At 65.7% G+C, this 24842-nt stretch carries 24 protein-coding genes and 1 tRNA gene; 10 read left to right on the top strand and 15 right to left on the bottom strand.

The window, feature by feature from the left end; translation table 11 throughout:
- The first annotated feature begins 14 nt into the window (after nt 1-14).
- From ACODS2_RS00530 to ACODS2_RS00545, 4 genes are all read left to right on the top strand, one after another.
- The gene (locus tag ACODS2_RS00530) at nt 15-632 is read left to right on the top strand and encodes a pyridoxamine 5'-phosphate oxidase family protein (protein WP_488997122.1); all 618 of its coding nucleotides are present in this window, start codon (nt 15-17) and stop codon (nt 630-632) included.
- A 222-nt stretch (nt 633-854) separates the two neighbouring features.
- Nucleotides 855-1319 (top strand): nuclear transport factor 2 family protein, encoded by a 465-nt coding sequence (locus ACODS2_RS00535; protein WP_488997123.1) that lies wholly within the window; start codon nt 855-857, stop codon nt 1317-1319.
- Between the two features lie 11 nt (nt 1320-1330).
- Nucleotides 1331-1582 carry a hypothetical protein gene (locus ACODS2_RS00540; protein ID WP_488997124.1) on the top strand — a complete coding sequence of 84 codons (252 nt, stop codon included), beginning with the start codon at nt 1331-1333 and terminating at the stop codon, nt 1580-1582.
- 241 nt (nt 1583-1823) lie between these two features.
- On the top strand, nt 1824-2885 hold the full coding sequence (locus tag ACODS2_RS00545; protein WP_488997125.1) for a hypothetical protein: 1062 nt from the start codon (nt 1824-1826) through the stop codon (nt 2883-2885).
- Nucleotides 2886-2975: 90 nt separating this feature from the next.
- Here the strand turns inward: ACODS2_RS00545 and ACODS2_RS00550 are convergent, their stop codons facing one another.
- From ACODS2_RS00550 to ACODS2_RS00560, 3 genes are all read right to left on the bottom strand, one after another.
- Nucleotides 2976-3317 carry a DUF779 domain-containing protein gene (locus ACODS2_RS00550; RefSeq protein WP_298191031.1) on the bottom strand — a complete coding sequence of 114 codons (342 nt, stop codon included), beginning with the start codon at nt 3315-3317 and terminating at the stop codon, nt 2976-2978.
- A gap of 5 nt (nt 3318-3322) precedes the next feature.
- Nucleotides 3323-4828 (bottom strand): aldehyde dehydrogenase, encoded by a 1506-nt coding sequence (gene adh / locus ACODS2_RS00555; protein ID WP_488997126.1) that lies wholly within the window; start codon nt 4826-4828, stop codon nt 3323-3325.
- A gap of 625 nt (nt 4829-5453) precedes the next feature.
- A tRNA-Gly gene (locus tag ACODS2_RS00560) sits at nt 5454-5528 on the bottom strand.
- Between the two features lie 203 nt (nt 5529-5731).
- Between ACODS2_RS00560 and ACODS2_RS00565 the strand changes: the two genes are divergently transcribed.
- Together ACODS2_RS00565 and ACODS2_RS00570 are read left to right on the top strand one after the other, a co-directional pair.
- On the top strand, nt 5732-6640 hold the full coding sequence (locus ACODS2_RS00565; RefSeq protein WP_488997127.1) for a tetratricopeptide repeat protein: 909 nt from the start codon (nt 5732-5734) through the stop codon (nt 6638-6640).
- Between the two features lie 3 nt (nt 6641-6643).
- Entirely contained in the window at nt 6644-7270 is a 627-nt protein-coding gene (locus ACODS2_RS00570; protein ID WP_488997128.1) for an LON peptidase substrate-binding domain-containing protein, read from the top strand.
- Nucleotide 7271: 1 nt separating this feature from the next.
- Here ACODS2_RS00570 and ACODS2_RS00575 read toward each other — a convergent pair whose 3' ends face one another.
- The 7 genes from ACODS2_RS00575 to ACODS2_RS00605 all read right to left on the bottom strand — a co-directional run bounded on the left by ACODS2_RS00575 (nt 7272) and on the right by ACODS2_RS00605 (nt 12363).
- A complete protein-coding gene (locus ACODS2_RS00575) occupies nt 7272-7892 on the bottom strand; it encodes a MarC family protein (RefSeq protein WP_298169021.1) in 621 nt (206 codons plus the stop codon).
- 4 nt (nt 7893-7896) lie between these two features.
- Nucleotides 7897-8679 (bottom strand): hypothetical protein, encoded by a 783-nt coding sequence (locus ACODS2_RS00580; protein ID WP_488997129.1) that lies wholly within the window; start codon nt 8677-8679, stop codon nt 7897-7899.
- 45 nt (nt 8680-8724) lie between these two features.
- Nucleotides 8725-9618 carry a bifunctional methylenetetrahydrofolate dehydrogenase/methenyltetrahydrofolate cyclohydrolase FolD gene (folD, locus tag ACODS2_RS00585; protein ID WP_488997130.1) on the bottom strand — a complete coding sequence of 298 codons (894 nt, stop codon included), beginning with the start codon at nt 9616-9618 and terminating at the stop codon, nt 8725-8727.
- A 26-nt stretch (nt 9619-9644) separates the two neighbouring features.
- On the bottom strand, nt 9645-9944 hold the full coding sequence (locus tag ACODS2_RS00590) for a YggT family protein (RefSeq protein WP_421836271.1): 300 nt from the start codon (nt 9942-9944) through the stop codon (nt 9645-9647).
- A 155-nt stretch (nt 9945-10099) separates the two neighbouring features.
- Nucleotides 10100-10426 (bottom strand): hypothetical protein, encoded by a 327-nt coding sequence (locus ACODS2_RS00595; protein WP_488997131.1) that lies wholly within the window; start codon nt 10424-10426, stop codon nt 10100-10102.
- 248 nt (nt 10427-10674) lie between these two features.
- On the bottom strand, nt 10675-11613 hold the full coding sequence (gene argB / locus ACODS2_RS00600) for an acetylglutamate kinase (RefSeq protein ID WP_298169009.1): 939 nt from the start codon (nt 11611-11613) through the stop codon (nt 10675-10677).
- A 42-nt stretch (nt 11614-11655) separates the two neighbouring features.
- Nucleotides 11656-12363, bottom strand: coding sequence for a queuosine precursor transporter (locus tag ACODS2_RS00605; protein WP_488997132.1), 708 nt, complete (start codon nt 12361-12363; stop codon nt 11656-11658).
- An 87-nt stretch (nt 12364-12450) separates the two neighbouring features.
- Here ACODS2_RS00605 and ACODS2_RS00610 point away from each other — a divergent pair, with 87 nt between their 5' ends.
- Both ACODS2_RS00610 and ACODS2_RS00615 read left to right on the top strand, forming a co-directional pair.
- Nucleotides 12451-13701, top strand: coding sequence for a NupC/NupG family nucleoside CNT transporter (locus ACODS2_RS00610; RefSeq protein WP_488997133.1), 1251 nt, complete (start codon nt 12451-12453; stop codon nt 13699-13701).
- 4 nt (nt 13702-13705) lie between these two features.
- Nucleotides 13706-14116 carry a hypothetical protein gene (locus tag ACODS2_RS00615; protein ID WP_488997134.1) on the top strand — a complete coding sequence of 137 codons (411 nt, stop codon included), beginning with the start codon at nt 13706-13708 and terminating at the stop codon, nt 14114-14116.
- Here ACODS2_RS00615 and ACODS2_RS00620 read toward each other — a convergent pair.
- The gene (locus ACODS2_RS00620; protein ID WP_488997135.1) at nt 14078-15052 is read right to left on the bottom strand and encodes a hypothetical protein; all 975 of its coding nucleotides are present in this window, start codon (nt 15050-15052) and stop codon (nt 14078-14080) included. The genes ACODS2_RS00615 and ACODS2_RS00620 overlap by 39 nt on opposite strands.
- A gap of 109 nt (nt 15053-15161) precedes the next feature.
- Nucleotides 15162-17732, bottom strand: coding sequence for a DNA mismatch repair protein MutS (mutS, locus tag ACODS2_RS00625; protein ID WP_488997136.1), 2571 nt, complete (start codon nt 17730-17732; stop codon nt 15162-15164).
- A 249-nt stretch (nt 17733-17981) separates the two neighbouring features.
- Between mutS and ACODS2_RS00630 the strand changes: the two genes are divergently transcribed.
- Nucleotides 17982-19592: a hypothetical protein gene (locus ACODS2_RS00630; protein WP_488997137.1), complete on the top strand. Its 1611-nt coding sequence runs from the start codon at nt 17982-17984 to the stop codon at nt 19590-19592.
- Nucleotides 19593-19686: 94 nt separating this feature from the next.
- On the top strand, nt 19687-21948 hold the full coding sequence (locus ACODS2_RS00635) for an NADP-dependent malic enzyme (protein ID WP_488997138.1): 2262 nt from the start codon (nt 19687-19689) through the stop codon (nt 21946-21948).
- Between the two features lie 4 nt (nt 21949-21952).
- Here ACODS2_RS00635 and ACODS2_RS00640 read toward each other — a convergent pair whose 3' ends face one another.
- The 3 genes from ACODS2_RS00640 to ACODS2_RS00650 all read right to left on the bottom strand — a co-directional run bounded on the left by ACODS2_RS00640 (nt 21953) and on the right by ACODS2_RS00650 (nt 24779).
- Nucleotides 21953-23266 (bottom strand): MFS transporter, encoded by a 1314-nt coding sequence (locus ACODS2_RS00640; protein WP_488997139.1) that lies wholly within the window; start codon nt 23264-23266, stop codon nt 21953-21955.
- Between the two features lie 64 nt (nt 23267-23330).
- On the bottom strand, nt 23331-24353 hold the full coding sequence (gene thiS, locus ACODS2_RS00645; protein ID WP_488997140.1) for a sulfur carrier protein ThiS: 1023 nt from the start codon (nt 24351-24353) through the stop codon (nt 23331-23333).
- A 39-nt stretch (nt 24354-24392) separates the two neighbouring features.
- Nucleotides 24393-24779 (bottom strand): MerC domain-containing protein, encoded by a 387-nt coding sequence (locus ACODS2_RS00650; protein WP_488997141.1) that lies wholly within the window; start codon nt 24777-24779, stop codon nt 24393-24395.
- Between the last annotated feature and the right edge of the window lie 63 nt (nt 24780-24842).

A 24842-nucleotide genomic window follows, 5' to 3' on the forward strand; every position in this document is an offset into this window, starting at 1 on the left:
AAAGTTCCGCCCCGATGTCCGATATCTCAGACCCCACCGATCACGCCTTCTCGCCCTCGGTCAAGGCCGCGCAGATCCGCAAGGGCTCGCGCCACCACTATGCCGGGATGATCATGGCAGACCGCGTCGATGCCCGCCTTGCCGCCTTCGTCGCCGAAGTGCGCAGCTTCTACCTCGGCACGGCCAGCGCGGATGGCCAGCCCTATATCCAGCATCGCGGAGGGCCAAAGGGCTTCCTCAAAGTGCTCGATGACCAGCGCCTCGCCTTCGCCGACTATCGCGGCAACCGGCAGTACATCACCACCGGCAACGCGGCGGAAAACCGCAAGGCCTTCATCTTCCTGATGGACTACGCCAATCGCCGCCGCATCAAGGTCTGGGGCGAACTCGCGGTGATCGAGGGCGATGCCGATCTCAACGAAGCGCTCGCCATGCCCGGCTATCGCGGCGTTCCCGAACAGGCGATGGTCTTCACGATCACCGCGTGGGACATCAATTGCCCGCAGCACATCCCCCAGCTTCTGCCGGCCGAAGACGTCGCCGAAGCGCTCGCCCAAGAGATTTCTGCACGCGACGCGCGGATCGCCGCGCTCGAAGCACAACTCGCCGCCCTTTCAAAAAATGGAACGTAGTGTTGCAGTTTATCCCCCTACCGAAGCCACATCCGCATTCCTACATAGAGAAGGCAGCCGCCGGTTCCCCCCTCCCTTCCCGGCGGCCACCAGCGCTCTGGCGGCACATCCCTGGCCGCACAGAGCCCCAGCACCCGGGCGGGCCTCATCCCCCCCGCACTCCCGCCCGGGTGCCACCCTTTTCCCGATTGTCCCGCTCCCCAGCCTCACGAAAGGCCCGTCATGTCGCGTCCGCCGCTCCCGCCCTTCACCGCCGAAACCGCCGCGCAGAAGGTGCGCCTCGCCGAAGATGCGTGGAACACCCGCGATCCCCAGCGCGTCGCGCTCGCCTATACCGAGGACACCGAGTGGCGGAACCGCGCCGAGTTCGTGCAGGGCCGCGCTGCGGTGGAAGCCCTGCTCACCCGCAAGTGGGCGCGCGAGCTCGACTACCGCCTCGTCAAGGAACTTTGGGCGCATGATGGCAACCGCATCGCTGTGCGCTTCGCCTACGAATGCCACGACGACAGCGGCCAGTGGCACCGCGCCTACGGTAACGAAAACTGGGAGTTCGACGAACACGGCCTCATGCGCCGCCGCATCGCCAGCATCAACGAACACCCGATCCGCGCCGACGAACGCAAGCTCGATTGGCCCCTCAGTCGCCGCCCCGACGATTACCCCAGCCTCACCGCGCTGGGCTTCTGAAAGCCAGACCGATGAAACCCGCCCGCACCCGCCTGCCCGTCCTGCACCTCTGCTTCGAACGCCTCAGCGCCAAGCCGGAATGGCTGGAAAGCTGGCTGCTCGGCTGGGCCCTCCTGCTCGCCTGGGGCGCATTCGCGTTCCTCGTCATCCCCGCAAGCCCCACCGCCACCGCCGCGCAGTCGGTGTTCTTCGCGGGCCTCTTCCCGTGGATTCTGCTGCCGGTTGTGGCGGCCTCCGGCTCGAAGCCCTGCGGCAAGGGCTAGGCGGCGCAGGCAAGTTCGGCGGCTAGCGGAGTGACCGGGATTGGGACGTTGCTGCCATTCACTAAGTTGTAAACAAATGACAGCTTAGTTTGAAAGGCGACGTTCATCCTGTTGAACCAACATCTTCATGCGGAATGTGGACGGAGCAGCCTTGCAGATTTGTAGGTACAGCCCCAAACCTGAAGAGGGGTCTCGAGCGCGCGAGCCCTCAGGCCTGAAGTGATTCCGAGCGGGGAAACATATGGACATCGGAAGAATATTTCGCCTTACGAGGTTGGCGCTGGAAGCAGACGGAGCAGCGTCCGTCAGTGGAACTGGCTCGGCGGTGGTCCAAGCTCTGAGCCAACTCTCATCCGGGCCTTCCGAAACAAGCTATCAACAGACAGCTGTCGCAGCTCTCGGTTCGTTCAAGCAAGCCCTCAAGGCTGCAAACAACATCCTCACGCCAGAGGAGGTTTTAGCCATCGAAGACTTGGCAGACGCTCCATTGTTTACCGAAACTCTTGGTGATGAAGTGGCCGAAGCACTTCGAGAAAGTCCTGCGACCCCGACAACTGCGCGGGACGTTGCGCAGGGCATAGTTTCAAAGCGCGACCTTGCGTTGGCCCGTTTCCGGCAGTTCATTGCAACCGGCAGTGAACTTCGTTGGGATGTCGAGGAACCTGAGGATTGGGAGGCAGAGGTATCTTTCCAGCTCCCTCGGAACCTTTTTGATAATCAGTTCGACGGCCTGATTGGGGAGCTGCGCTACATACGTCGGCTTCTTCAGCACCTGAGCGAGCTCGACGGAGCAGCTGCATCAGAAGTGCAGCTGGCGAGCCTGTCGACTACCGACCCCTTGATTGCGCTCGGGGTTGGCCTCTACCTAGCGAAACAGGTTGGGAACTTGACGAAATGGGCGCTGGAACAGTGGAAATCTGTTGAGGAAATAAGAAATATCCGAGCGCAGACGCGGAAGCTCGCAGCCTTCTCAGAGGAAGAGGTGGACAGCATTTTCTCCGATAAGATCAAGAAACAAATCGACGCCGGAGTGGAGGCGAAGGTTGCAGAACTCATCACACCCCTTGCCAAAACTGCGCGCGGCAATGAGCTTGGTAACGCGCTCCGTAAGGACTTGCCCGAGTATCTGGGGCGCATCGAAAGAGGCATGCGAGTGGAGGTGCGGCTGATTTCGGCACCGGTCGTGGTCGAAGGCGAGGAGACCTCCCAAGAAAAGGAGATGCAAGATCTCGCAAGTGATCTGAAGTTCCCACCCGCCTCAACCGACCCTGTGCTTCAAATAACCCGGCAGGGGCCAGCCTAGGCGGTGTGGACCAGTAGCAGACGCTCCCGGAGCGGAGCCTGAACGTCTGAAAGTGGGTCGCAGACCGTCAGACCTATTTGTCCAAGCACCCTAAACTGCGCACGCTCCCGACCTAATCAAAAACCGCTGCTCGCGCCCGTTATCAAGGCTGAACATCCCCCCGCGCCCCGGCACGGCATCAAGCAGCAGGTCCACCGCCTCGCCCGCAGCGCTCCATGCCTCGAACTGGCGCACGCCGATATAGAACGGCGCCTCGCCCACCTGCCCCAGCAGCACGTCGCTTTCGCCCACGCGAAATTCGCCCGCCGGGTAACACATGGGGGAGGAGCCATCGCAGCACCCGCCCGATTGGTGAAACAGCACCGGCCCGTGCTCGGCGATGATCTCGCCAAGCAGGGCCAGCGCCGCCGGGGTGGCTGCAACCTTGTGCATCGGCCTCAGAAGAACCCGAGCGCCTTGGGGCTGTAGCTCACCAGCAGGTTCTTGGTCTGCTGGTAGTGGTCGAGCATCATCTTGTGGTTCTCGCGCCCGATGCCCGATTGCTTGTAGCCGCCGAACGCCGCGTGCGCCGGATAGGCGTGATAGCAATTGGTCCACACGCGCCCGGCCTGCACCGCGCGGCCCGTGCGATAGGCCTGCGTGCCATTGCGCGTCCACACGCCCGCGCCAAGGCCATAGAGCGTGTCGTTGGCGATGGCATGCGCGTCCTCGGCATCCTTGAAGGTCGTCACCGCCACCACGGGGCCGAAGATCTCCTCCTGGAACACGCGCATCTTGTTGTGGCCTGCAAGGATCGTCGGCTTGATGTAGAAACCGCCGGCCATGTCGCCCGGCATCACCGCGCGCTCGCCGCCCGTCAGCACCTTGGCGCCTTCATTGCGGCCGATCTCGAAGTAGGAGAGGATTTTCTCCAGCTGCTCGGAAGAAGCCTGCGCCCCGATCATCGTCGATGCATCGAGCGGGCTGCCCTGCACGATCTTTTCGACGCGGGCCACGGCGCGCTCCATGAACTTGTCGTAGATCGATTCCTGGATCAGCGCGCGGCTCGGGCAGGTGCAGACCTCGCCCTGGTTGAGCGCGAACATGGCAAAACCTTCCAAGGCCTTGTCGAAGAAGTCGTCATCCGCATCCATCACGTCGGCAAAGAAGATGTTGGGCGATTTGCCGCCCAGCTCCAGCGTCACCGGGATCAGGTTCTCGCTGGCATACTGCATGATAAGCCGCCCGGTCGTCGTCTCGCCGGTAAAGGCGATCTTGGCGATGCGGCGGCTCTGCGCGAGCGGCTTGCCCGCTTCGAGGCCAAAGCCGTTGACCACATTGAGCACGCCCGGCGGCAGCAGATCGCCAATCAGTTCCAGCAGCACATGGATCGAGGCCGGGGTCTGCTCGGCGGGCTTGAGCACCACGCAGTTGCCCGCCGCCAGCGCCGGGGCGAGCTTCCACACCGCCATCAGGATCGGGAAGTTCCACGGAATGATCTGGCCGACCACGCCCAGCGGCTCGTGGAAGTGGTAGGCCACCGTATCGTTGTCGATCTCGGAAATCCCGCCTTCCTGCGCGCGGATGCAGCCCGCGAAATAGCGGAAGTGGTCGATCGCCAGCGGCATGTCCGCCGCCATCGTCTCGCGGATCGGCTTGCCGTTGTCCCAGGTCTCTGCCGTGGCGAGCAGCGCGAGGTTCTCTTCCATGCGGTCGGCAATGCGGTTCAGGATCAGCGCGCGCTCACCGGCGCTGGTCTTGCCCCACGCATCCTTGGCAGCATGCGCGGCATCGAGCGCCGCTTCCACATCGGCGGCGGAGGAGCGCGCCAGCGAGGTGATCACCTGCCCCGTGATCGGCGAGGGATTGTCGAACCGCCGCCCGTCTGCGGCATCGACCCAGCGTCCGCCGATATAGTTGCCGTAAAAGTCCTTGAAGGGATGCGGGGGCAGTGCGCCGGTCATGCTCGTTCCTCTCGTATGTCCCGCCGGGTCTCATGCCCGGGCGTGGGTTTGTGGTGCAGCCGTGCAGGGCCATCATGTCCACCAGTGAAGTCTATCGCTGGCGGGCGCGGAAACAAGGGGTTGCCTGCCCATGGCGGGAAACCCCTGTCCTACAGTGCAGGCTCTGCGGTAAACCGGCGCCATGCTCCTTGACCCGCATCAATTCGAAAACCCGCGCCGCAAAACCGGCCTGCGGGAACCCTCCCGGGTTTCTCCCTCAGGACTGTGTCAACTGTGTCAACCTGACCTAAATTGGGAGGCGCAAACGCGAATCGGCAGCCGCCAGCCGTCACGGCGACTGTGCAGTAAAAACACCAATGTCAGGGTGGGAAACTGTAGCGGGCAAAGGGATTCGAACCCCCAGCGGAGCGGCTTGCCGCGGAGCGCAAATGAAGGCTCAGAGGGTTCCCCGCAGACACGCGGACCCTTTGCCTGATCGCGCAAGATGAAGGGAGGAAACTGGAGCGGGCGAAGGGATTCGAACCCCCAGCGGAGCGGCTTGCCGCGGAGCGCAACTGAAGACTCAGAGGGTTCCCCGCAGACACGCGGACCCTTTGCCTGATCACGCTAGATGAGGGAAGGAAACTGGAGCGGGCGAAGGGATTCGAACCCTCGACCCCAACCTTGGCAAGGTTGTGCTCTACCCCTGAGCTACGCCCGCTCGTGCGTTTCGGATCGGGCTGCCTGAAGGCCCCCGACCGGGGTGAAGCGCGCCCTTAGCTTCATGGGCTAGCCCGCGCAACAGCAAAAATGCGCGCAGGCCCTATCGCTTGCCCTCTTGCCCGCAAATGCCCTTGCCGAACTGCCCTCGCTTCCCACATGGGGGCAACACATTCTTTCACGTTTCAGCGCGGAGACCGACCAGTGGCAAGCCTTGGCCTCAATCTCGAAGAGCAGAAAGCGGTGGACCGCTTCCGCAAGGCCGTGGTCGAGCCATCGATGACCAAGCTCGTCGTGCTCGATTTCTGGGCCGAATGGTGCGGGCCGTGCAAGGCGCTCACCCCGCTGCTTGAGAAAGTCTGCGGCGAATACGCTGAAAAGGGCGTCGTCCTCGCCAAGATCAACGTCGATGAGGAACAGTTCATCGCCGCACAGTTCCAGGTGCGCTCGATCCCCACGGTCTACGCCATGTTCCAAGGCCAGCCGGTGGCAGACCTTACGCCCGCGCGCAGCGAATCGCAGCTGCGCCAGATGCTCGATCAGATGCTCGCGCGCCTCCCGATCCAGGCGGGGGACGAACCCGCGCAGGATATCGCCCCGCTGCTCGCCATGGGTGAGGAAGTGCTCGCACTTGGCGACGGCGAACGCGCGGTCGGCATCTTCTCCCAGATCGCGGAAATCGCGCCGGACAATGCTGCCGCTCACTCCGGCCTGATCCGCGCGCTGCTCATGGCGGGCGACAAGGCAGCGGCGGAGGACGTCCTCGCTTCGCTCGATCCCAAGCTGGCGGAAGACCCGGCGCTGGCGCAGGCCCGTTCCGCGCTCGCGCTCGCTGCCGATGCGCCCGAGCCCAGCGAGCTCGACGGTCTGCGCGCCGCCGTCGCCGCCAATCCGGAGGATATGGACGCGCAGCTCGCACTCGCCAACGGGCTCTATGCCGCCGGTGACCGCGATGGCGCGGCGGGCCTGCTCCTCGCCATGGTCGCGCGCGACCGGGCGTGGAACGAAGGCGCCGCGCGCACCCGCCTGCTGCAGATCTTCGAAGCTATCGGCCTTGAAGATCCGTGGGTTGCGGCCACCCGCCGCAAGCTTTCCACCGTGCTTTTCGGCTAAGCCATGGCGCAGGACAGCAGGCCGGTGCGCCTCTCGATCTTCCCGCTCACGGGCGCGCTGCTCTTCCCGGGGCTGCAGTTGCCCCTGCACATTTTCGAGCCGCGCTACCGCTCGATGATCTCCGATTCGCTGGTGCGTGACCGGCGCATCGCCATGATCCAGCCGCAGGGCCAATATGATGGCGCCCCGCTGTTCCAGATCGGCTGCGTCGGCAAGATCGGCGAAGTCGAGGCGATGGAGGACGGGCGCTACAACGTGATTCTCGAGGGGATTTCCCGCTTCCGCCTGCTGCGTGAACTCGATGTGACCACGCCGTTCCGCCAGGTCGAGGGCGAGCTGATCGAGGACGACGCGAGCGCCAGCCTCAGTGCGGTCGAACGCGCCTCGTTCGAGCGCGAGGCGCGCCGCTTTGCCGATGCGCAGGGCTATTCGGTCGATTGGGATTCCGTCGGCCGGCTCGATGATGTCTCGCTGATCAACGGCGTCTCGCAGATTGCCCCGTTCGATGCCGCCGCCAAGCAGGCCCTGCTGGAGGCTGACAGCCTTGCCGCGCGGTGCGAGCTGCTCGTCCAGCTCATGCAATTCTTCGGCCGCCGCGATTCGGACGACGGGCGCGTGACGCTGCAGTAATCTAGAACTGCGCCCTGATCCCGTCGATCACGAACTGCGCGGCAAGCGCGGCGAGCAACACACCCAGCAGCCGGGTGATAACCGCCTCGACCTGCGAGCCCAGCGCCCGGATGATCGGGCGCGCGGCGACCAGCGCGATGAAGCTCAGCAGCATGACCGCGCCGAGTGCCGCCAGTATCACCAGCGTCTCAGGCAGACCGTGCGCCCGCGCGGTGAGCAGCATGACCGAGGCGATCGAGCCGGGACCGGCCAGCATGGGCATGGCCATCGGGAAGACGGAAACGTCCTCCACTTGTGGCTGCGCGGTGCGCACTTTCTCCGCCCGCTCCTCGCGCCGCTCGGTGCGCTTCTCGAACACCATGTCGATCGCGATCATGAACAGCATGATGCCGCCCGCAATGCGGAAGCTGTCGAGTTCGATGTGCAGCGCGCCGAGCAGATCCTCGCCGAACAGCGCGAAGACCACGAGGATGCCGCTGGCGATCAGGCATGCGCGCAAGGCCATGATGAAGGCCTGACGCGGCGTGGCGGAAGCCGTCAGCCCCGCGTAGATCGGCGCGCAGCCTGGCGGGTCGATCACCACGAACAGCGTTGTGAAGGCGGAAAGGAACAGCGCCAGCATTATCCTACCCCTCGTTCTTCGCGATTTCGGTGCGCTTCAGCACCTCGTTCATCTTGCCGTCCTGCCAGAGCCACACGGTCCATTCGCGCGTCCCGCCGGGCAGCACGGTGGAGCGCCAGGCGAGCGTGCCGTCGATCGAGCGGCCATCCTTGCTATCGGACCCGGCAGGAGCGGTCAGCGCCGGGATCGGTCCGGCCAGCGGGCGAGGCGGCGGGGGCGGATCACCGCGCTTGGGCTTGGGCGGCGCATCGGCCAGCGGATCACGGCGCGGGCGCGGCGGGCAATCGGCGACTTTGCCGGTGATGAAGTCGGCCCGGGCCAGCGGCGCGGTGAGATCACCGCCCTGATCGAGCACCCACTTGTAATCGCCCTTCTTGCGCTGGCGCTGCCACACGGTGGAGAACCAGCCGTTGCTGCCACCTGCCTGATAGCCGCCGAAAGTCACCCCCGCGCTGCCGTCGCAGCTCATCCAGACCGAGCTCGGCTGCCACTGCACCGCTTGCGGCGGATTGGCGCGGCCTTTGAGCCAGAGTTTGGCAGCCACGCGCTGCGGCACGAACATTTCCGCCTCGTCGGTGGCGGTCGCGGCAAAGGCGGTCCACTGGCCCTTCTCGCGCGCCAGCCGTGCAAACGCGCTCTCCGCTGCAATCAGTGCGCTGGGATTGCCGATGGGCGTGATGGCGCTGCCAAGGCTAGCTGGCCCCCCGCGCGGGTCCTGCGCCGCAACGGGCAGGGCGAGGGTAAGCAGGGCGGGAGCGAGCAGGGCGAGGGTTAGCAGGCGCTTCATGCGGGCAAGCCTAGAGCAGGCTGCCGGCAATAGAAAGGCAGCGCCTCAGATCGCGTCTGCCGCCAGCTCCAGCCCGGCGCCCCGATAGGCGGCTACGAGCGCATTGCGCAGCAGTACGGCGATTGTCATCGGGCCGACACCGCCGGGCACCGGGGTTACCGCACCGGCCACTTCCATCGCGCCAGCATAGTCGACATCGCCGACCAGCCGCGTCTTGCCTTCCTCGGCGGCAGGTACGCGGTTGATGCCAACGTCGATCACGGTCGCACCGGGCTTGATCCAGTCCGCCTTGACCATTTCCGGACGGCCGACCGCTGCCACCACGATATCCGCGCGGCGCACCACTTGCGGCAGGTCCTTGGTGCGGCTGTGCGCAATCGTCACCGTGCAGCTTTCGGCCAGCAGCAGCTGCGCCATCGGCTTGCCGACGATGTTGGAGCGCCCGATCACCACCGCATCGAGGCCGGAGAGCGAGCCCAGCCGGTCCTTCAGCAGCATCAGGCAGCCGAGCGGTGTGCAGGGCACGAAGCCCGGCTGACCGACTGCAAGGCGGCCTGCGCTGATCACGTGGAAACCGTCCACGTCCTTGTCCGGGTTGATCGTGGAGATCACCTTCTGTTCGTCCATGTGCGAAGGCAGCGGCAGCTGCACGAGAATGCCATCGACCGCAGGATCGGTGTTGAGTTGCTCGACCAGCGCGAGGAGATCGGCTTCAGCCGTCTCGGCAGGCAGGCGGTGCTCGAAGCTGGCCATGCCCGCCTCGATGGTCTGCTTGCCCTTGGAGCGGACATAGATCTGGCTTGCGGGATCTTCGCCAACCAGCACCACGGCAAGGCCTGCCTTGCGGCCAGCTTTGGCTTCGAACGCGGCGGCAAGCTCTCCCACCTTTGCGCGCAGCGTTGCGGCAAAGGCCTTCCCATCGATCATCGCGGCAGTCATTGCAGTACTCTCGGGTTGCAGTTGGATCAGTACGGCGTGGTCATGTCGGCGAGGAAGATGAGAACGCGGACAACCAGATCCAGGCCGAAGATCACGATCATCGGCGAGAAATCGATGGCTCCGGTGTTTGGCATCGCCCGGCGGATGGGATTCAAGAGCGGGTCAAGGATCGCATTAAGCGCTGTCAGCAAGGCCGAAACAACCTTGTTGCGCTGGCTCACCACGTTGAATGCGATCAGCATGCTCAAAATAAACGAAATGATTACAACGATCTGAAGCAGCTGAATAAGCTTGATCAGGGCTGCAATCAGCGAGAACAACAGCATTACGCATTCCCTATGTCAGCAAGGAGTGCACGCTCCTAGCCGACCCTCTCCCGAAGCCACAAGGGGCCCCTCGCCGAACGACCGACGGCGATGGACAAACTTGTATGTGTTGCATACAAATTTGTCCAGAGCCTCCCGCAGGCGAGTGCGGATTTTCAGAGCTTGAGCGTGGTGCTTTCGATGTGCCAGCGCAGTTGCTCCGACGTGGCACCGTCGACGTCGTTGACCCGGCGCAGCACGACTTCGCCAGTGATGATGCGCGAACCGTCGGTGATCGTGACCGGCGCGGTGTAGTAGATCGAGCCCGCCGCGCCTTCGCTTTCGCCCTTGCCAAAGGTCACTTTCGGATAGTGCAGCCCGGCCCACCGAGCCGCGAAGTCGGTCTCCGAAAGGCCGCTGCGCGCGCCCAGATCACCCCAGAAGGCGCGGACCACCACCCAATCGCGCGCCTCGATCGCATCGCCCCATGCACGCAGGACCACATCGGGATCGCGCGAACCGGGAGGACGGGCCGGCGCAGGCGGTGGCGGCGCATCAGGCGTTGCCGACGCATCCAGGGCAGGCGATTCCGCGGGGGAAACCGCCGGCGAGCCTGTGGAGGAAGGCGAAGGTGCAGGAGCAGGGGCTGTGCAGGCCGCGAGGGCGAGCAGTGCGGCAGCGCAGAGAAAGCGGTGTATCATGCAAGGCCAATGCCCCGCAGCCGCGCCGGTTCCCTGCGCCGCGCTCAGCTTCACGCGCGAATCAGCGTACCGGCACCGCGCGCGGTGAAGATTTCGATCAGCATCGCGTGCGGCACGCGCCCATCAAGCACGACTGCCGCCTCGCATCCGGCTTCCACCGCATGGACACAGGTCTCGAGCTTGGGGATCATGCCGCCGCTGATCGTGCCGTCCTCTGCGAGGCGGGTGATATCCGCCGGGGTGAGGTCAGTAAGCAGGCGGCGCTCCTTGTCGAGCACGCCGGGCACGTCGGTGAGGAGAAACAGCCGCGCCGCGCCGAGCGCTGCAGCAATCGCGCCGGCCATGGTGTCGGCGTTGATGTTGTAGGTTTCGCCATCCTCGCCCACGCCGATCGGGGCGATCACCGGGATCATGTTGGCGCCGGTGATGGTGTCGATCACCGTGGTGTCGATCTTCGCCGGTTCGCCGACGAAGCCGAGGTCCACGACGATGGCTTCCCCGCTTTCGGCGTCGTTGATCGCCTTGGGGGCCTTCTTCGCCTCGACCTTGCGGGCGATCACCATGCCGCCGTCCTTGCCGGAAATGCCGATGGCCTTGCCTCCGGCGCGGGCGATCCAGCTGACCAGTTCCTTGTTGATCGCGCCGGCGAGGACCATCTCGGCCACTTCGGCGGTCTGCTTGTCGGTCACCCGAAGGCCATCGACGAAGCGCGATTCGATGCCGAGCGCCTTCAGCATCCGCCCGATCTGCGGTCCGCCGCCGTGGACGACCACCGGATTGATGCCGACTGCCTTCAACAGCACGATGTCTTCGGCAAAATCCTGCGCGAGATCGGGATCGCCCATGGCATGCCCGCCATACTTCACCACGAAGGTCTTGCCCGCATATCGCTGCAGGTAAGGCAGCGCCTCGGTGAGCGTTTCGGCCTTGGCGAGCATCGCCTTGTGATGGGCGGCGTCGTCGGCTGCGGGATCGTGCGTGGTTGCCATGATGCGCCGCGCTTTGGACCAAGCAGCCCGAAGGTGCAATATTTAGCGGAATGTCTGGCTTTGGCCGTCGAGCTTGCGGCCCAACTTGACGAAGGCCCAGATCAGCGGCGGCACCATGATCGTGGAGAGCAGCAGCTTGGCGGCAATCTGGCCCGCCATGATCTCGCCAATCGGCAGCGGCACGCCGGCAGCATCCGTTACCCCTGCGAACGAGATCGTGATGAAGATCAGCGTATCGACCATCTGGCTAAGGAGGCTGGCGATCCAGGCGCGCAGGATCAGCAGCCGCCCGCGCCCGCCGGCAAGCCGCGAGAAGACATAGACATTGAGCGTCTGCGAGGTGCCATAGGAAATAAGGCCCGCAAACTGCATCCGCGCGCCTTGGCCGAGCAGACGCGCATAGGCTTCCTGATCGCCCCAGAACGGCGCGGGGGGCACCACCTTGATCACGAAGGTGAGCAGCAGCATCGAGACGATCAGCGGCACGAAGCCGAAGCGCACCAGCTTGTTGGCCACATCCTGCCCATAGAGTTCAGCGACAGCGCTGGCCATGACAACCAGCAGCAGGAACGCGAAGATCCCGCTTTCGACCGCCAGATCGCCAAGTAGCGGCCAGTGCCCGAGCGCGGCGATCTTGGTGCCGAGCACGCCGGCCAGCACGACAAGCCCGCCATAGAGCAGCGAAAAGGCGAAGAGCGAGGTGGGAATGCCCGAAGTTTCCGGCGATGCGGCGTGTGGCTGGTCTTGCATTGGCAAGGGTTAGCGGGATTTTGACCCTGCGCCAAATCCCGTTTAAGCCACGCCCGACTGGGTTTTCATGGGGAGCGACAGCCCGCGATGCGCGTTTTGATGAGCCTCGCCGGCATGGCGCTGATTCTGGCCGTGGCGGTTCTGCTGTCCTCCAATCGCAGGGCGATCCGGCTGCGCATCGTTGCCCCCGCCTTTGCGCTGCAGGCCGGGTTTGCCGCGCTGGTGCTCTATTTCCCGCCGGGCAATGCCGCACTGCAGGGTGCAGCCGCCGGAGTGGAGGGTCTGCTCGGCTATGCCAAGGCAGGCGTCGCCTTCCTGTTCGGGCCGCTCGCCGATCCCGCGATCGGCGGGCGCAGCTTTGCCATCGCTGCGCTGCCGACGATCGTGTTCTTCGCCGCGCTGATTTCGATCCTCTATTACCTCGGGATCATGCAATTGGTGATCCGCTGGATCGGCGGGGGGCTGGAAAAGATCACCGGCATCAGCCGGGTCGAGGCGCTGTGCGCCGCCTCCAACATCTTCGTCGGCCAGAGCGAATCGCCGCTGGTGATCCGGCCTTATCTCGCCGCGCTGAGTCCCTCGCAGATGTTCGCGGTGATGACGGTGGGCATGGCCGGCGTCGCGGGCACGATCCTGGCGGCCTATGCCGCGATGGGCATCCGGGTGGACTACCTCGTGGCCGCCGCCTTCATGTCGGCGCCGGGCGGCGTGCTGATGGCCAAGCTGATCATGCCCGATGTCCCGCCGCCCCTGCACGCGCACGATGATACCCCGCTGCACAATCCGCATATCGCCGTCACCGCGCCGGATGAGGAACGCCCAGCCAACCTCATCATGGCCGCAAGTCAGGGCGCGCAGACCGGTGTGCGGCTCGCTGTCGCCGTGGGCGCGATGGTGCTGGCCTTTGTGGCGCTGGTGGCGATGGCCAATGGCATATTGGGCGGGATCGGCGGGCGGCTGGGCTATCCCGGCCTCTCGTTTCAACAGATCCTCGGCACCGTGTTCGCGCCGGTCTTCCTCCTCCTCGGCGCGCCCAACTGGGCCGAGGCGGCGCAAGCCGGGGGTCTGTTCGGCACAAAGATCGTGCTCAACGAATTCGTCGCCTTCATCGATCTCGGCACGGCGAAAGACCTCAGCGCACACACCGTCGCCATCGTCACTTTCGCGCTGTGCGGCTTTGCCAATTTCAGCTCGATCGCGATCCAGATGGCGGTCTCGGGCAGCCTTGCGCCCAACCAGCGCCCGGTGATCGCCAGGCTGGGGCTCAAGGCGCTGGCCGCCGGCGCGCTGAGCAATCTGATGAGCGCGGCGCTGGCGGGGATGTTCCTCAGCGTATGAACCCATGACCAGCCCTGCCGCGATAAGGGCGGGCGCCGCCTACGGTGTGATCGGCTTCGGCTTTGGCTTCCTGTTTGGCGTGGTGCGGACCCTGCTGGTTGCCCCGGCCATCGGTGCGTTTGCTGCGGTCGCCATCGAAACGCCGCTGATGCTGGCAACTTGTGCGCCGCTCGCGCGGTGGTGCCTTCGGCGATGGGCTGTGTCCGGGCCGGGAGAGGCGCTTGTGATGGGACTTGCGGCCTTTGCGGTGTTGATGGTTTGTGAGGTGCTGCTTGGGCTGGCGCTGGGTCAAGCTCCACCCGCGATGCTGGCCGCGCTGGGCAGACCGGCCGGTTTGCTTGGCCTTGCGGGCCAGATCTGCTTCGCTCTGCTGCCGCTAGGCTGGACGGCGGCGCAGCGCCTGCCGCGCCAATAGCGGCAAGCCGAGCAGCACGAACGGCGCGGCCATGAAGCCCCAGTAGCCGTTGTCCGGCCGCCCGAACACGGTGAGCGCGGCGAGGAAACCGGCGCTGCCGATGGCGGCGGTGCGCTCCATCTCGCGGCCCCAGCGCAGCATGGCGGCAAGCGAGGCGGCGACTGTCACGAGGATCAGCGGGCCGGGCAGGCCGGTCAGCACAAGATTGCGGCGCAGCGCGTCGATTACCAGCGGCAGTCCGCCAAAGCGCACCCAGCCGGGCGAGGTGAGATCGCCGGGCACGACCTGCGCGGCCACCAACCGGGCGTGGATCAGCCAGAGTCCGCCCGCCAGCGCTATGGCTCCGAGCGCCATCAGCGCGCGCTTCCCGTCGCGCTGCCACAGCGCCATGAGGAGGATCGCCGCGAGCCACGCCAGCGCCGTCTCGCGCACCAGCACGGCGAGCAGCGCAAGGCTCACCGAGAGCCAGGGCCGCCGGTGCGCTGCGAGCGAGAGCATGATCAGCAGCACGCTCCACTGCTCGTGAAGATAGACGTTGTCCGGAAAGAACGCGCCGAACAGCCCCGCCACTGCCAGCGCGACGACCGCGAGCGCTTCGCCGGAAGTACGGTCCGCAAGGCTTTGCCTGAGCGCGATCAAGGCGCCGAACAGCAGCGCGATCAGCGCGGCCGTGCGCGTTACCGTGCTCGGCAGCAGCGCCAACATATAGGCCATCGTCGGCGGGCGCACCGCGAGCGCTGGCTGGACCGGATAGGACCGCTCGCGCTGCGCGGCCATCGTGGCGGGGTAGAAATTCTCGCCCCCGCGCACGCGTTCGACGACGGTGCGGTAGAGTTCCTGATCGAGCTGGACGGGCTTCGTGGGCGACTTCGCGGCTAGCGGCACGGCAAAGCAGGCGAGCAGGGCGCAGACCGCGACCAAGACTGTGCGTATCATCTCCAGTCCTCCCTCCCGTGCGTGTCGAGCGAAGTCGAGACACCGTAAACGACGCCGAGTGTCTCGACTTCGCTCGACACGAACGGGGGTTGGGAACCGGGCGGTGAAATCACAGCTCGCGCTTCAGATCATAGAGCAGATCGAGCGCCGCGCGCGGGCTCAGCGAATCGATGTCGATGGAGGAAAGCTTCTCGCGCAGCGCATCGACCTTCTCCTCTGCCGCCTCGATCGCTGCGGCGAACAGCGGCAGATCATCGAGCCCCGCCGCCAGCCCACCGGTCGCGGCGCGGCCCTTTTCGAGCCGGTCGAGCACAGACTTCGCGCGCTTCACCACTGGTGCCGGAACCCCCGCGAGACGCGCGACGGCAAGGCCATAGCTCTTGTCCGCCGGGCCTTCCGCAAGCTCGTGCAGCAGCACCAGATCGCCCTTCCACTCGCGTGCGCGGACGTGATGCAGCGAAAGCGCGTCGCAGGTTTCGGCGAGGCGCGCGAGTTCGTGGTAATGCGTTGCGAAGAGGCAGCGCGAACGGTTCGCTTCATGCACGGCCTCGGCCACGGCCCAGGCAAGCGCAAGCCCGTCGTAGGTCGATGTGCCGCGCCCCACCTCGTCGAGGATCACGAAACTGCGCTCGCCTGCCTGCGCTAGGATCGCGGCGGTTTCGACCATCTCGACCATGAAGGTTGAACGCCCGCGCGCCAGATTGTCGGCCGCGCCGACGCGGCTGAACAGGCGGTCGACGATCCCGATCTCCGCCGCCTCCGCCGGCACGAAGCCGCCCGCCTGCGCGAGGATCACGATCAGCGCGTTCTGGCGCAGGAATGTGGACTTGCCGCCCATGTTCGGCCCGCCAATCAGCCAGAGCCGGTCGCGCGGGGTGAGCGTGCAATCGTTGGCGACGAAGCGCTCGCCGCGTGCCGCGAGCGCGGCTTCCACCACCGGATGCCGCCCGCCACGGATGGTGAGCGCGGTATCTTCGCTAAGGTGCGGCAGGCACCAGCCGCCTTCCGCCGCGCGCTCGGCCTGCCCGGCGGCTACGTCGATGCGCGCGAGTGCCGCCGCCGTCGTCGCAATCGCCTCGCGCGCGGCTACGGCGCGAGCCGTGAGGTCCTCGAAGTGTGCTTCCTCGGCCGCCAGCGCATGCCCGCCCGCCTCGGCGATGCGGCTCGCTTCCTCATGCAGCGCCAGCGCGTTGAAGCGCACCGCGCCCGCCATGGTCTGGCGGTGGGTAAAGCCGCTATCCGGTGCCATCAGCCGATCGGCATGGCGCGCCGGCACTTCGATGAAGTAGCCCAGAACGCCGTTGTGCCGGATCTTGAGCGAGGGCGTCCCGGTCTCCTCGCGGTAACGCGCCTCCAGCGCGGCGATGGCGCGGCGCGAGTTGCCCGCCGCATCGCGCAAGGCATCTAGCGCGGCGTCATAACCCGCCGCGATAAAGCCGCCATTGGTCCGCTCGGTCGGCGGCGCAGGAACGAGCGCGCGGGCGAAGAGATCGATCAGCGCGCCGTGGCCGCCCAGCGCGGGGATCAGGCTGTCCGCCAGCGCAGGCCGGTCGGCGTGCGCCGCGAGGAGCGCCTGCAGGCGCTGCGCCTCGCTCAGGCCATCGCGCAGCTGGCCGAGATCGCGGGGGCTTCCCCGGCCCGCCACGATCCGCCCCAGCGCGCGGCCCACATCCGGCGCGGCGCGCAGCACGGCGCGCAAGTCGCCCCGCAGCAGGGGATCGTCGTGCAGCCAGCTGACCAATTCGAGCCTTGCCCGGATCGCTGCGAGATCGGTCAGCGGCGCGGCGAGGTCTTCTGCAAGCAGCCGCGCACCCGCGCTTGTCACGCAGCGGTCGATCGCTTCGATCAGGCTGCCCTTGCGCCCGCCGCTGCTGGCGGAGAGAATTTCGAGGCTGGCGCGCGTCGCCTCGTCCATCGCCATGAAGGCGCCCGCCTCGCGCACCACCGGCGGCAGCAGCAGCGGCAGATTGCCGCGCCCGACATGCTCGAGATAGTCGATCAGCCCGGCGGCCGCCGCCAGCATCGCGCGGCTGAACGCGCCGAAGCCATCGAGTGTGGCAACGCCGTGCAGCGCCATCAGCCGATCCGAACCGCGCTGCGAATCGAAGGCGCGGGCCGGGCGCTCGCCAGCCTCGGGCAGATCGAGTCCGGAATCCTCGGCCATGACGAGCTCGGTTGCGCCGAGCCGGGCAAGCGCGGCGGGGATGGCCTCGGGCGCGCATTCCTCCAGTTCCATCCGCCCGGTGGAGATGTCGCAAGCGGCAATTCCGGCAACCCCGCGCACAGTGCAGACCGCCGCCAGCACATTGGCGCGGCACGGTTCGAGCAGTGCGTCTTCGGTGAGCGTCCCCGCTGTCACGAAGCGGACGATATCGCGCGCCACCAGGGCCTTGGAACCGGCGCGTTTGCGCGCTTCCTCGGGCGTTTCGGTCTGTTCGGCGATGGCGACGCGGCAACCGGCGCGGATCAGGCGGGCGAGGTAGCTTTCCGCCGAATGCACCGGCACGCCGCACATCGGGATCGGCGCGCCGCCATGTTCGCCCCGGCTGGTGAGGGCAATATCAAGCACACTGGCAGCGATCTTCGCATCCTCGAAGAACAGTTCGAAGAAATCGCCCATGCGGTAGAACAGCAGGCAGCCTTCGGCCTGCTGCTTCAGCGCAAGATATTGCGCCATCATCGGAGTTGGGGCATGGGAGTTCACAGCCGCCGTGGCTAGACCACGCGCGCAGGTTTCTCAAATGATCGACACCGGATATCGACACTTCAAGTCGTAAATGGTCCGGGCATGGGCTGGGCGGATGCTTCAAGGGTTCTTGGGAGGCGGGTGCTTCCAGGGGGCCAGAGGGATGATCAATTCGATCCTTCCGACCGGCGCCGATGCGAAAGTGAACTGGGGTTGATGCAGGTCCGCGAAAAAACTTTGGCCATGAGCCTGCGGGGGTTGTGGGAGCGCGTGCTGGCGCTGCCCTGGCTCAGTGCGCCCGGAATCATCGTCATCGTCGTGCTGGTATGCCTGCCCTTCGCGCTGGTCGAAGTGCCGCCGCTGATCGACGTTCCCGGCCACATGGGCGCCGCCGCGATCGAGGCGGCGCGTCCCGGCAATCCGCTGCTCAAGTATTTCTCGTGGAAGTGGGTCTTCACGCTCAACATCGGCGGTGATGTGCTGGCGAAGCTGATCGGCGCGCAGTTCGGCATTCTGGCGGCGGGCTGGTGGAGCACGGTGCTGGCGACCGGTCTCTTCGCTGGTGGCTGCCTCGCCACGATCCGCGTGCTCAATCCCAAGGGCGGGCACGGCGCGCCCTGGGCGCTGATGTTCGTGTTCAGCTTCCCGCTGCTCACGGGCTTTCTCAACTACATCCTCGCCACCGGTCTTTCGCTTATGGCCTTTGCTGCGGCGGTCTGGCTCGAGGACAAGCCGAAGCAGCGTGCAGCGCTGCTGATCGCCGCGCAGCCGATTGCCCTGCTGTGCCATGCCATCGGCGGCCTGCTGCTGGGCCTGCTGGTCGGCGCCAATGCGCTGGGCCGCGAACTGGATCGCCTGCCCGCCGGTTGGTGGCACCCGTCCGAGTGGCGGCGCTTGCGGGATGAGCAGGACTGGCGCGCGATTGCCAAGCGGCTGTTCATCCTGTGCTGGCCGCTGATTGCCACGGTGGTGACGATCCTGCTGTGGAAGTATTTCTCGCCCGATCCCGCGCGCAGCATGAACCGCTGGCGCTGGGATCAGAAGGCCTGGTATCTCGTGCTCACCCTGCGCGACCAGTCGCTGCTGCTGGATGGGGCGACGACGATTGCTTGCTTCGCGCTCATCCTGTTCGGCTGGGTGCTCGGTGCGCGCTGGAAGTGGCAGCTGGGCCTTCCGGGCCTCCTCGTCTTCCTGCTGTTCATCGCGATCCCCAGCGATATCAACGGCAGCGCCTTTGTCGATGTGCGCCTGCTGCCGGTTGCCTGCATGCTCGCGCTCGGCTTGCAGGACTGGAGCCGCGTTCCGCTCGAACGCGCGCGAATGATCGCCTTGGCTGGCGCGCTGCTGCTCGGCACGCGCCTTATCGTCACCGGGGCCAGCTTTGCCGACTATGCCGACGACTATCGCAAGCAGCTATCGGCGCTCCATCATGTCGAACCCGGCAGCCGCGTCCTCGCCTTCGTCGAGCATTCCTGCATCGAGGAATCGTGGCGCAACACCCGCCGTGACCATCTCGCCAGCCTGGCCGGGCTCTACCGGCAGGCGTGGGTCAACGACAACTGGGCGGTGCCCGGGCTACACATGGTGATCCCGCGCTTCCGTCCGGGGCGCAATTTCACCGCCGATCCGTCTGAATTCGTGTGGTCGCGCGCCTGTCAGGGCGGCCGCATGCGCAGCGTCGATACTGCGCTGAAATATGCCCCGATCGAGCGGGTCGATTACGTATGGCTGATCGATACCGGGCTGCCGCGCCACCCGGATTCGCGGCTCCAGCTTGTCTGGCAGGAAGGCCGCAGCCTGCTTTTCGCCGTCCGGCCCTTGGGTTTTCCGAAGTGGCGCTCTAAAGACTTGTAATCACGCAGTGCCCGCGGCGCGCGCCCCCAGGCAAGCAATCTTGCCATGGGGATGCAGCCGGGCCAGTACGCCGCGCGCGCCGATGGGGGATACGATGACTGACGAGAGCAATGTCCGCTTCACCGAACGTGAAGCGCTGTTCTACCACAACACGATTCGCCCCGGTAAGATCGAGATCATCGCCTCGAAGCCGATGGCGACGCAGCGCGACCTCAGCCTCGCCTATTCGCCCGGCGTTGCCGTGCCGGTCCGCGTTATCGCCGAGAATCCGGCCGCCGCCTATGACTATACCGCCAAGGGCAACCTCGTTGCGGTGATCTCCAACGGCACGGCCATCCTCGGTCTCGGCAACCTCGGCGCGCTCGCTTCGAAGCCGGTGATGGAAGGCAAGGCGGTGCTGTTCAAGCGCTTCGCCGACGTCGATTCGATCGACATCGAACTGGCGACCGAGGACCCGCAGGCGTTCATCGATGCGGTAACGCTGATGGAGCCGAGCTTCGGCGGCATCAACCTCGAGGATATCAAGGCACCCGAGTGCTTCATCATCGAACAGGCGCTGAAAGAGCGCCTCAAGATCCCGGTGATGCACGATGACCAGCACGGCACCGCGATCATTTCCGCCGCCGGCCTGCTCAACGCGTGCTTCCTCACCGGGCGCAATCTTGCCGACGTCAAAGTCGTCGTGAACGGCGCGGGTGCCGCCGCGATCGCCTGCACCGCGCTGATAAAGGCGATGGGTGTGCGCCACACCAACGTCACCATGTGCGACAGCAAGGGCGTGATCTACATCGGCCGCGCGGGGATCGACCAGTTCAAGTCTGCCCACGCCATCGAAACCCCGCACCGCACGCTGGAAGAAGCGATGGAAGGGGCCGACATCTTCCTCGGCCTTTCGGTCGAAGGCGCGGTCACGCCCGAGATGGTCAAGAAGATGGCGCCGCAGCCGATCATCTTTGCGATGGCCAATCCCGATCCGGAAATCACCCCGCCCGAAGCCAAGGCCGCGCGCCCCGATTGCATCGTTGCCACCGGCCGTTCGGACTATCCGAACCAGGTCAACAACGTGCTCGGCTTTCCCTTCATTTTTCGCGGCGCGCTCGATGTGCGGGCAACCGCGATCAACGAGGAAATGAAGATCGCCGCCGCCCGCGCCATCGCCGAACTGGCGCGCGAGCCGGTGCCCGAGGAAGTGGCTGCCGCCTATGGCCAGAACCACACCTTCGGGCTCGACTACATCATCCCGGCGCCGTTCGATCCGCGCCTCATGGAAGTCGTCTCCTCCGCTGTCGCCAAGGCGGCGATGGAATCGGGCGTGGCGCAAAAGCCGATCGAGGATTTCGACGCCTACCGCACCGAGCTGAAGGCCCGCCTCAATCCGACCACCGGCGCGCTCACCAGCGTCTACCAGCAGGTCAAGGAAAACCCCAAGCGCGTCGTCTTCGCAGAGGCGGAGAACGAAGTCGTGCTGCGCGCGGCGATCCAGTACCGTGATTTCGGCTATGGCACGCCGGTGCTTGTCGGCCGCACCAAGGCGGTCTGCGATCTCCTCACCGAACTTGGCGTGGGCGATCCCTCCAGCTTCGAGATTCACAACTCGGCGGTTTCGCCGCTCGTGCCGGAAATGGTGACCTATCTCTACGAGCGGTTGCAGCGGCGCGGCTTCATGGAGCGCGACGTGCGGCGCATGGTCAATCAGGACCGCAACGTGTTCGCCTCACTGCTCGTCGCGCTGGGCCACGGTGATGCGATGATCTCCGGCATGACCCGCACCTTTGCGCAGACGATCAAGGAAGTGCGCCAGGTGCTGGATCCGAAGCCCGGCCATCTGCCGTTCGGCATCCACATGATGGTGGCTAAGAACTACACCGTCTTCCTTGCCGATACGACCGTGAACGAGCGCCCGAACGCGGCCGAACTTGCGCATATCGCCACGGAAACCGCCGCCGTTGCCCGCCGCATGGGGCATGAACCGCGCGTGGCGTTCCTGTCCTACTCCACCTTCGGCAACCCCAGCGGCCGCTGGCTTGACGAGATTCGCGGCGCCGTCGCCATCCTCGATGAGCAGAAGCCCAATTTCGAGTACGAAGGCGAGATGGCGCCCGATGCCGCGCTCAATCCCAAGGTCATGGCGAACTATCCGTTCAGCCGTCTTTCGGGTCCTGCCAACGTGCTCATCATGCCCGGCCTGCAATCGGCCAACATCTCCGCCAAACTGCTGCGCGAACTGGCCGGCAATGCAGTGATCGGTCCGATGCTGATCGGCATGGAAAAGCCCGTCCAGATTGCCGCAATGACCTCGATCGCGCCGGATATCCTGACGCTGGCGGTGCTCGCGGCGGCGGGGGTTGCGGGATAGGCTGCTAGGCTGGCGCGGCGCGCGGCTGCCTGCCCTGCAGGCCTTCGATGCGTGCGCGAACATAGAGCACGTAGCCCACGTAAATCGCGGCGAGCGTGGCCGAGGTGAGCATTCCGGCGTGGTAGCTTCCCGTAGCGTCACGCATCGCACCGAAGGCGTAGGGTGAGGCGAACGAGCCCAACTGCCATAATGTGTTGATGGCCCCACTGCCCACGGCAAGCTGGCGGACGGGCAGCGCATCCGGCCATGATGCAATCACCAGCGCGCCTGCAGCGAAGCTGACCGCGGTCTGCAGCAGATAGCCCGCCACGACCGCACCTGGTGAGGGCGCCAAGCCGATCAGGAACAGGCCCAGCGCGGCAATGCTGCCGAGGCCGGCGGTATAGCGCAGCCGGTCGCCATGCCGGTCGGAATACCATCCGGCGAGCAGGATCACGACCGCTCCGTTGAAGCCGCCAAGGCTGACCAGCCATCCGATGGTCTTCGTATCGAGCCCCCCGTTCGCCGCCAGCACCGCCGGAGCCGACAGGACGAAGCCACTCATCGCACAGTTGAGGAGAAGGCCCGTGCACCCCAGCAGCCATACCGTCGGGTTGGCCAGCACGGTGCGCAAATCGTGCCGCCCGGTATCGCCAATCAAGGCTGCATCGCGTGCCAATGCCCCGGAAATCCAGGCCTTCTCGTCTGGTTCGAGCCAGCGGACATCGTCCGGGCGGTCGGGCAGGAAGCGAAGGATCGCGCAGCCCATCAGCACGGCAGGCAGGCCCTGCGCGAGGAACACCCATTGCCACCCGCGCCATCCCGCAAGGCCATCAAGTCCGAGCAGCGGGGCTGCGGTTGCCCCCATCACCACGCCTGCCAGCGCCGGGGCGATGTAGATCCGGGTGACCGCGCGCCCGCGATAGGCTTTCGGGAACCAGTGCGATAGGTAGTAGACAAGGCCCGGAAAGAACCCCGCCTCGGCAGCGCCGAGCAGAAACCGCATCAGGTAGAACTGCGAGGCGCTGCGGACAAACATCATCCCCACCGCGAGCAGACCCCAAGTGATCATGATCCGTGCGAGCCACTGGCGCGGACTGAAACGCGACGCCATCGCGCCCGAGGGGATCTCGAACAGCGCATAACCGATGAAGAACAGGCCGCCGCCAAATCCGTAGACAGTGGCGCTGAAGCCGAGATCGGCATTCATCTGCAGCGCGGCGAAGCTCACGTTCACCCGGTCGATATAGGCCATCACATAGGCCAGCAGCAGGAACGGGACGATGCGCAGCATCGCCTTGTTCATGGCGGTGCGCGCTACCCCTGCTTCGTCCCCCACGCGATGCTCCGTCCAGCCCAGAGCGCAGGTTGATCCGAAGGTGCGCCGAAGCGCAAATGAATTGTCAGATCAGCCCCGCCAGCGGACTGCTCGGATCGGCATATTTGCGCGTCCCCATTCGCCCCGCAAGATAGGCATCGCGCCCCGCTTCGACCGCGGCCTTCATCGCGCGGGCCATGCGGATCGGGTCCTTGGCTTCGGCGATGGCGGTGTTCATCAGCACGCCGTCGCAGCCCAGTTCCAGCGCCACGGCGGCATCGCTTGCCGTGCCAACCCCGGCGTCGACAAGGACCGGAACCTTGGCGCCTTCCACGATCAGGCGGATCGTCACGCGGTTCTGGATGCCGAGGCCGGAGCCGATCGGCGCGCCCAGCGGCATGACCGCGACGGCGCCCGCATCCTCAAGCTGCTTCGCCGCGATAGGATCATCCACGCAATAGACCATCGGCAGGAAGCCTTCCTTGGCCAGTACTTCGGTCGCGCGGATGGTTTCGATCATGTTGGGATAGAGCGTGCGCGCCTCGCCCAGCACTTCGAGCTTCACCAGATCCCAACCGCCCGCCTCGCGCGCCAGGCGCAGCGTGCGGATCGCGTCCTCGGCGGTGAAGCAGCCGGCGGTGTTGGGCAGGTAGGTGATCTTCTTCGGGTCGATGAAGTCCGTCAGCATCGGCGCCTTGGGATCGCTGACGTTTACGCGGCGCACCGCCACGGTCACGATCTCCGCGCCTGAAGCTTCTACCGCCGCCGCGTTCTGCGCAAAGTCCTTGTACTTGCCGGTGCCCACGATCAGCCGCGAACGGAAGGTGCGGCCCGCCACGGTCCAGGTGTCTTCTGGCCAGGTGTCTTCTGGCCAGGTATCGTCATCCTGCCCGCCGCCAACGAAGTGCACGATCTCGAACATGTCGCCGTCGGCGATCTGCACTGCCGCCAGCGTCGAGCGCGGGACAATTGCGCCATTGCGCTCGACCGCAACCTTGGCGGGATCCAGCTCGAGGCTGCGGACGAGATCGGCGATCGAGCCGGGCGTGGCGCGGCGAGGTTCGCCGTTGATCGTAAGGGTGAGAGTCGCTGCTGTATCGGTGGACATGCCGCGGGCTTTAGCGCCCACACCGCCGTGCGCAAGCTGTCAGCAGGTGTTGCGGCGCAGGTTCACGATATGCGCGGAGGCAACCAGCAGCACGCCGCTAATGGTCAGAAGCGCCTCGGCCGTACCGTGGTCGCTGGCAATCGCGGCGGCCATCAGGGCCAGGCCGCTGGTGCCGAGCGCCAGCGGCAGGCGGTGCCCATGGCGCAATGCGCCCGCGCCGATCGTGAACATCCCGACGAGGAAAGCTGCCACCAGCCCGAAGCGATGGATCGCGGGATCGAGCAGCACGCCGCCGCCCAGCCCCAGCACGCCGATCAGGAACAGCCCCGCCACGCAGTGCACCATGCACAGGCCGCTGATCAGCACGCCCAGCCGGTCAAACCGGCCGCGCAGCAGTTCAGACGAAGAGTCGGGGCGGTCGGTCATGGCAGTCGGTATATGTAATAGTATCACATAACGCAATGCTCAAGCTGACCTCCGGCGCAACCC

Source organism: Novosphingobium sp. FG137 (genome assembly GCF_057809735.1).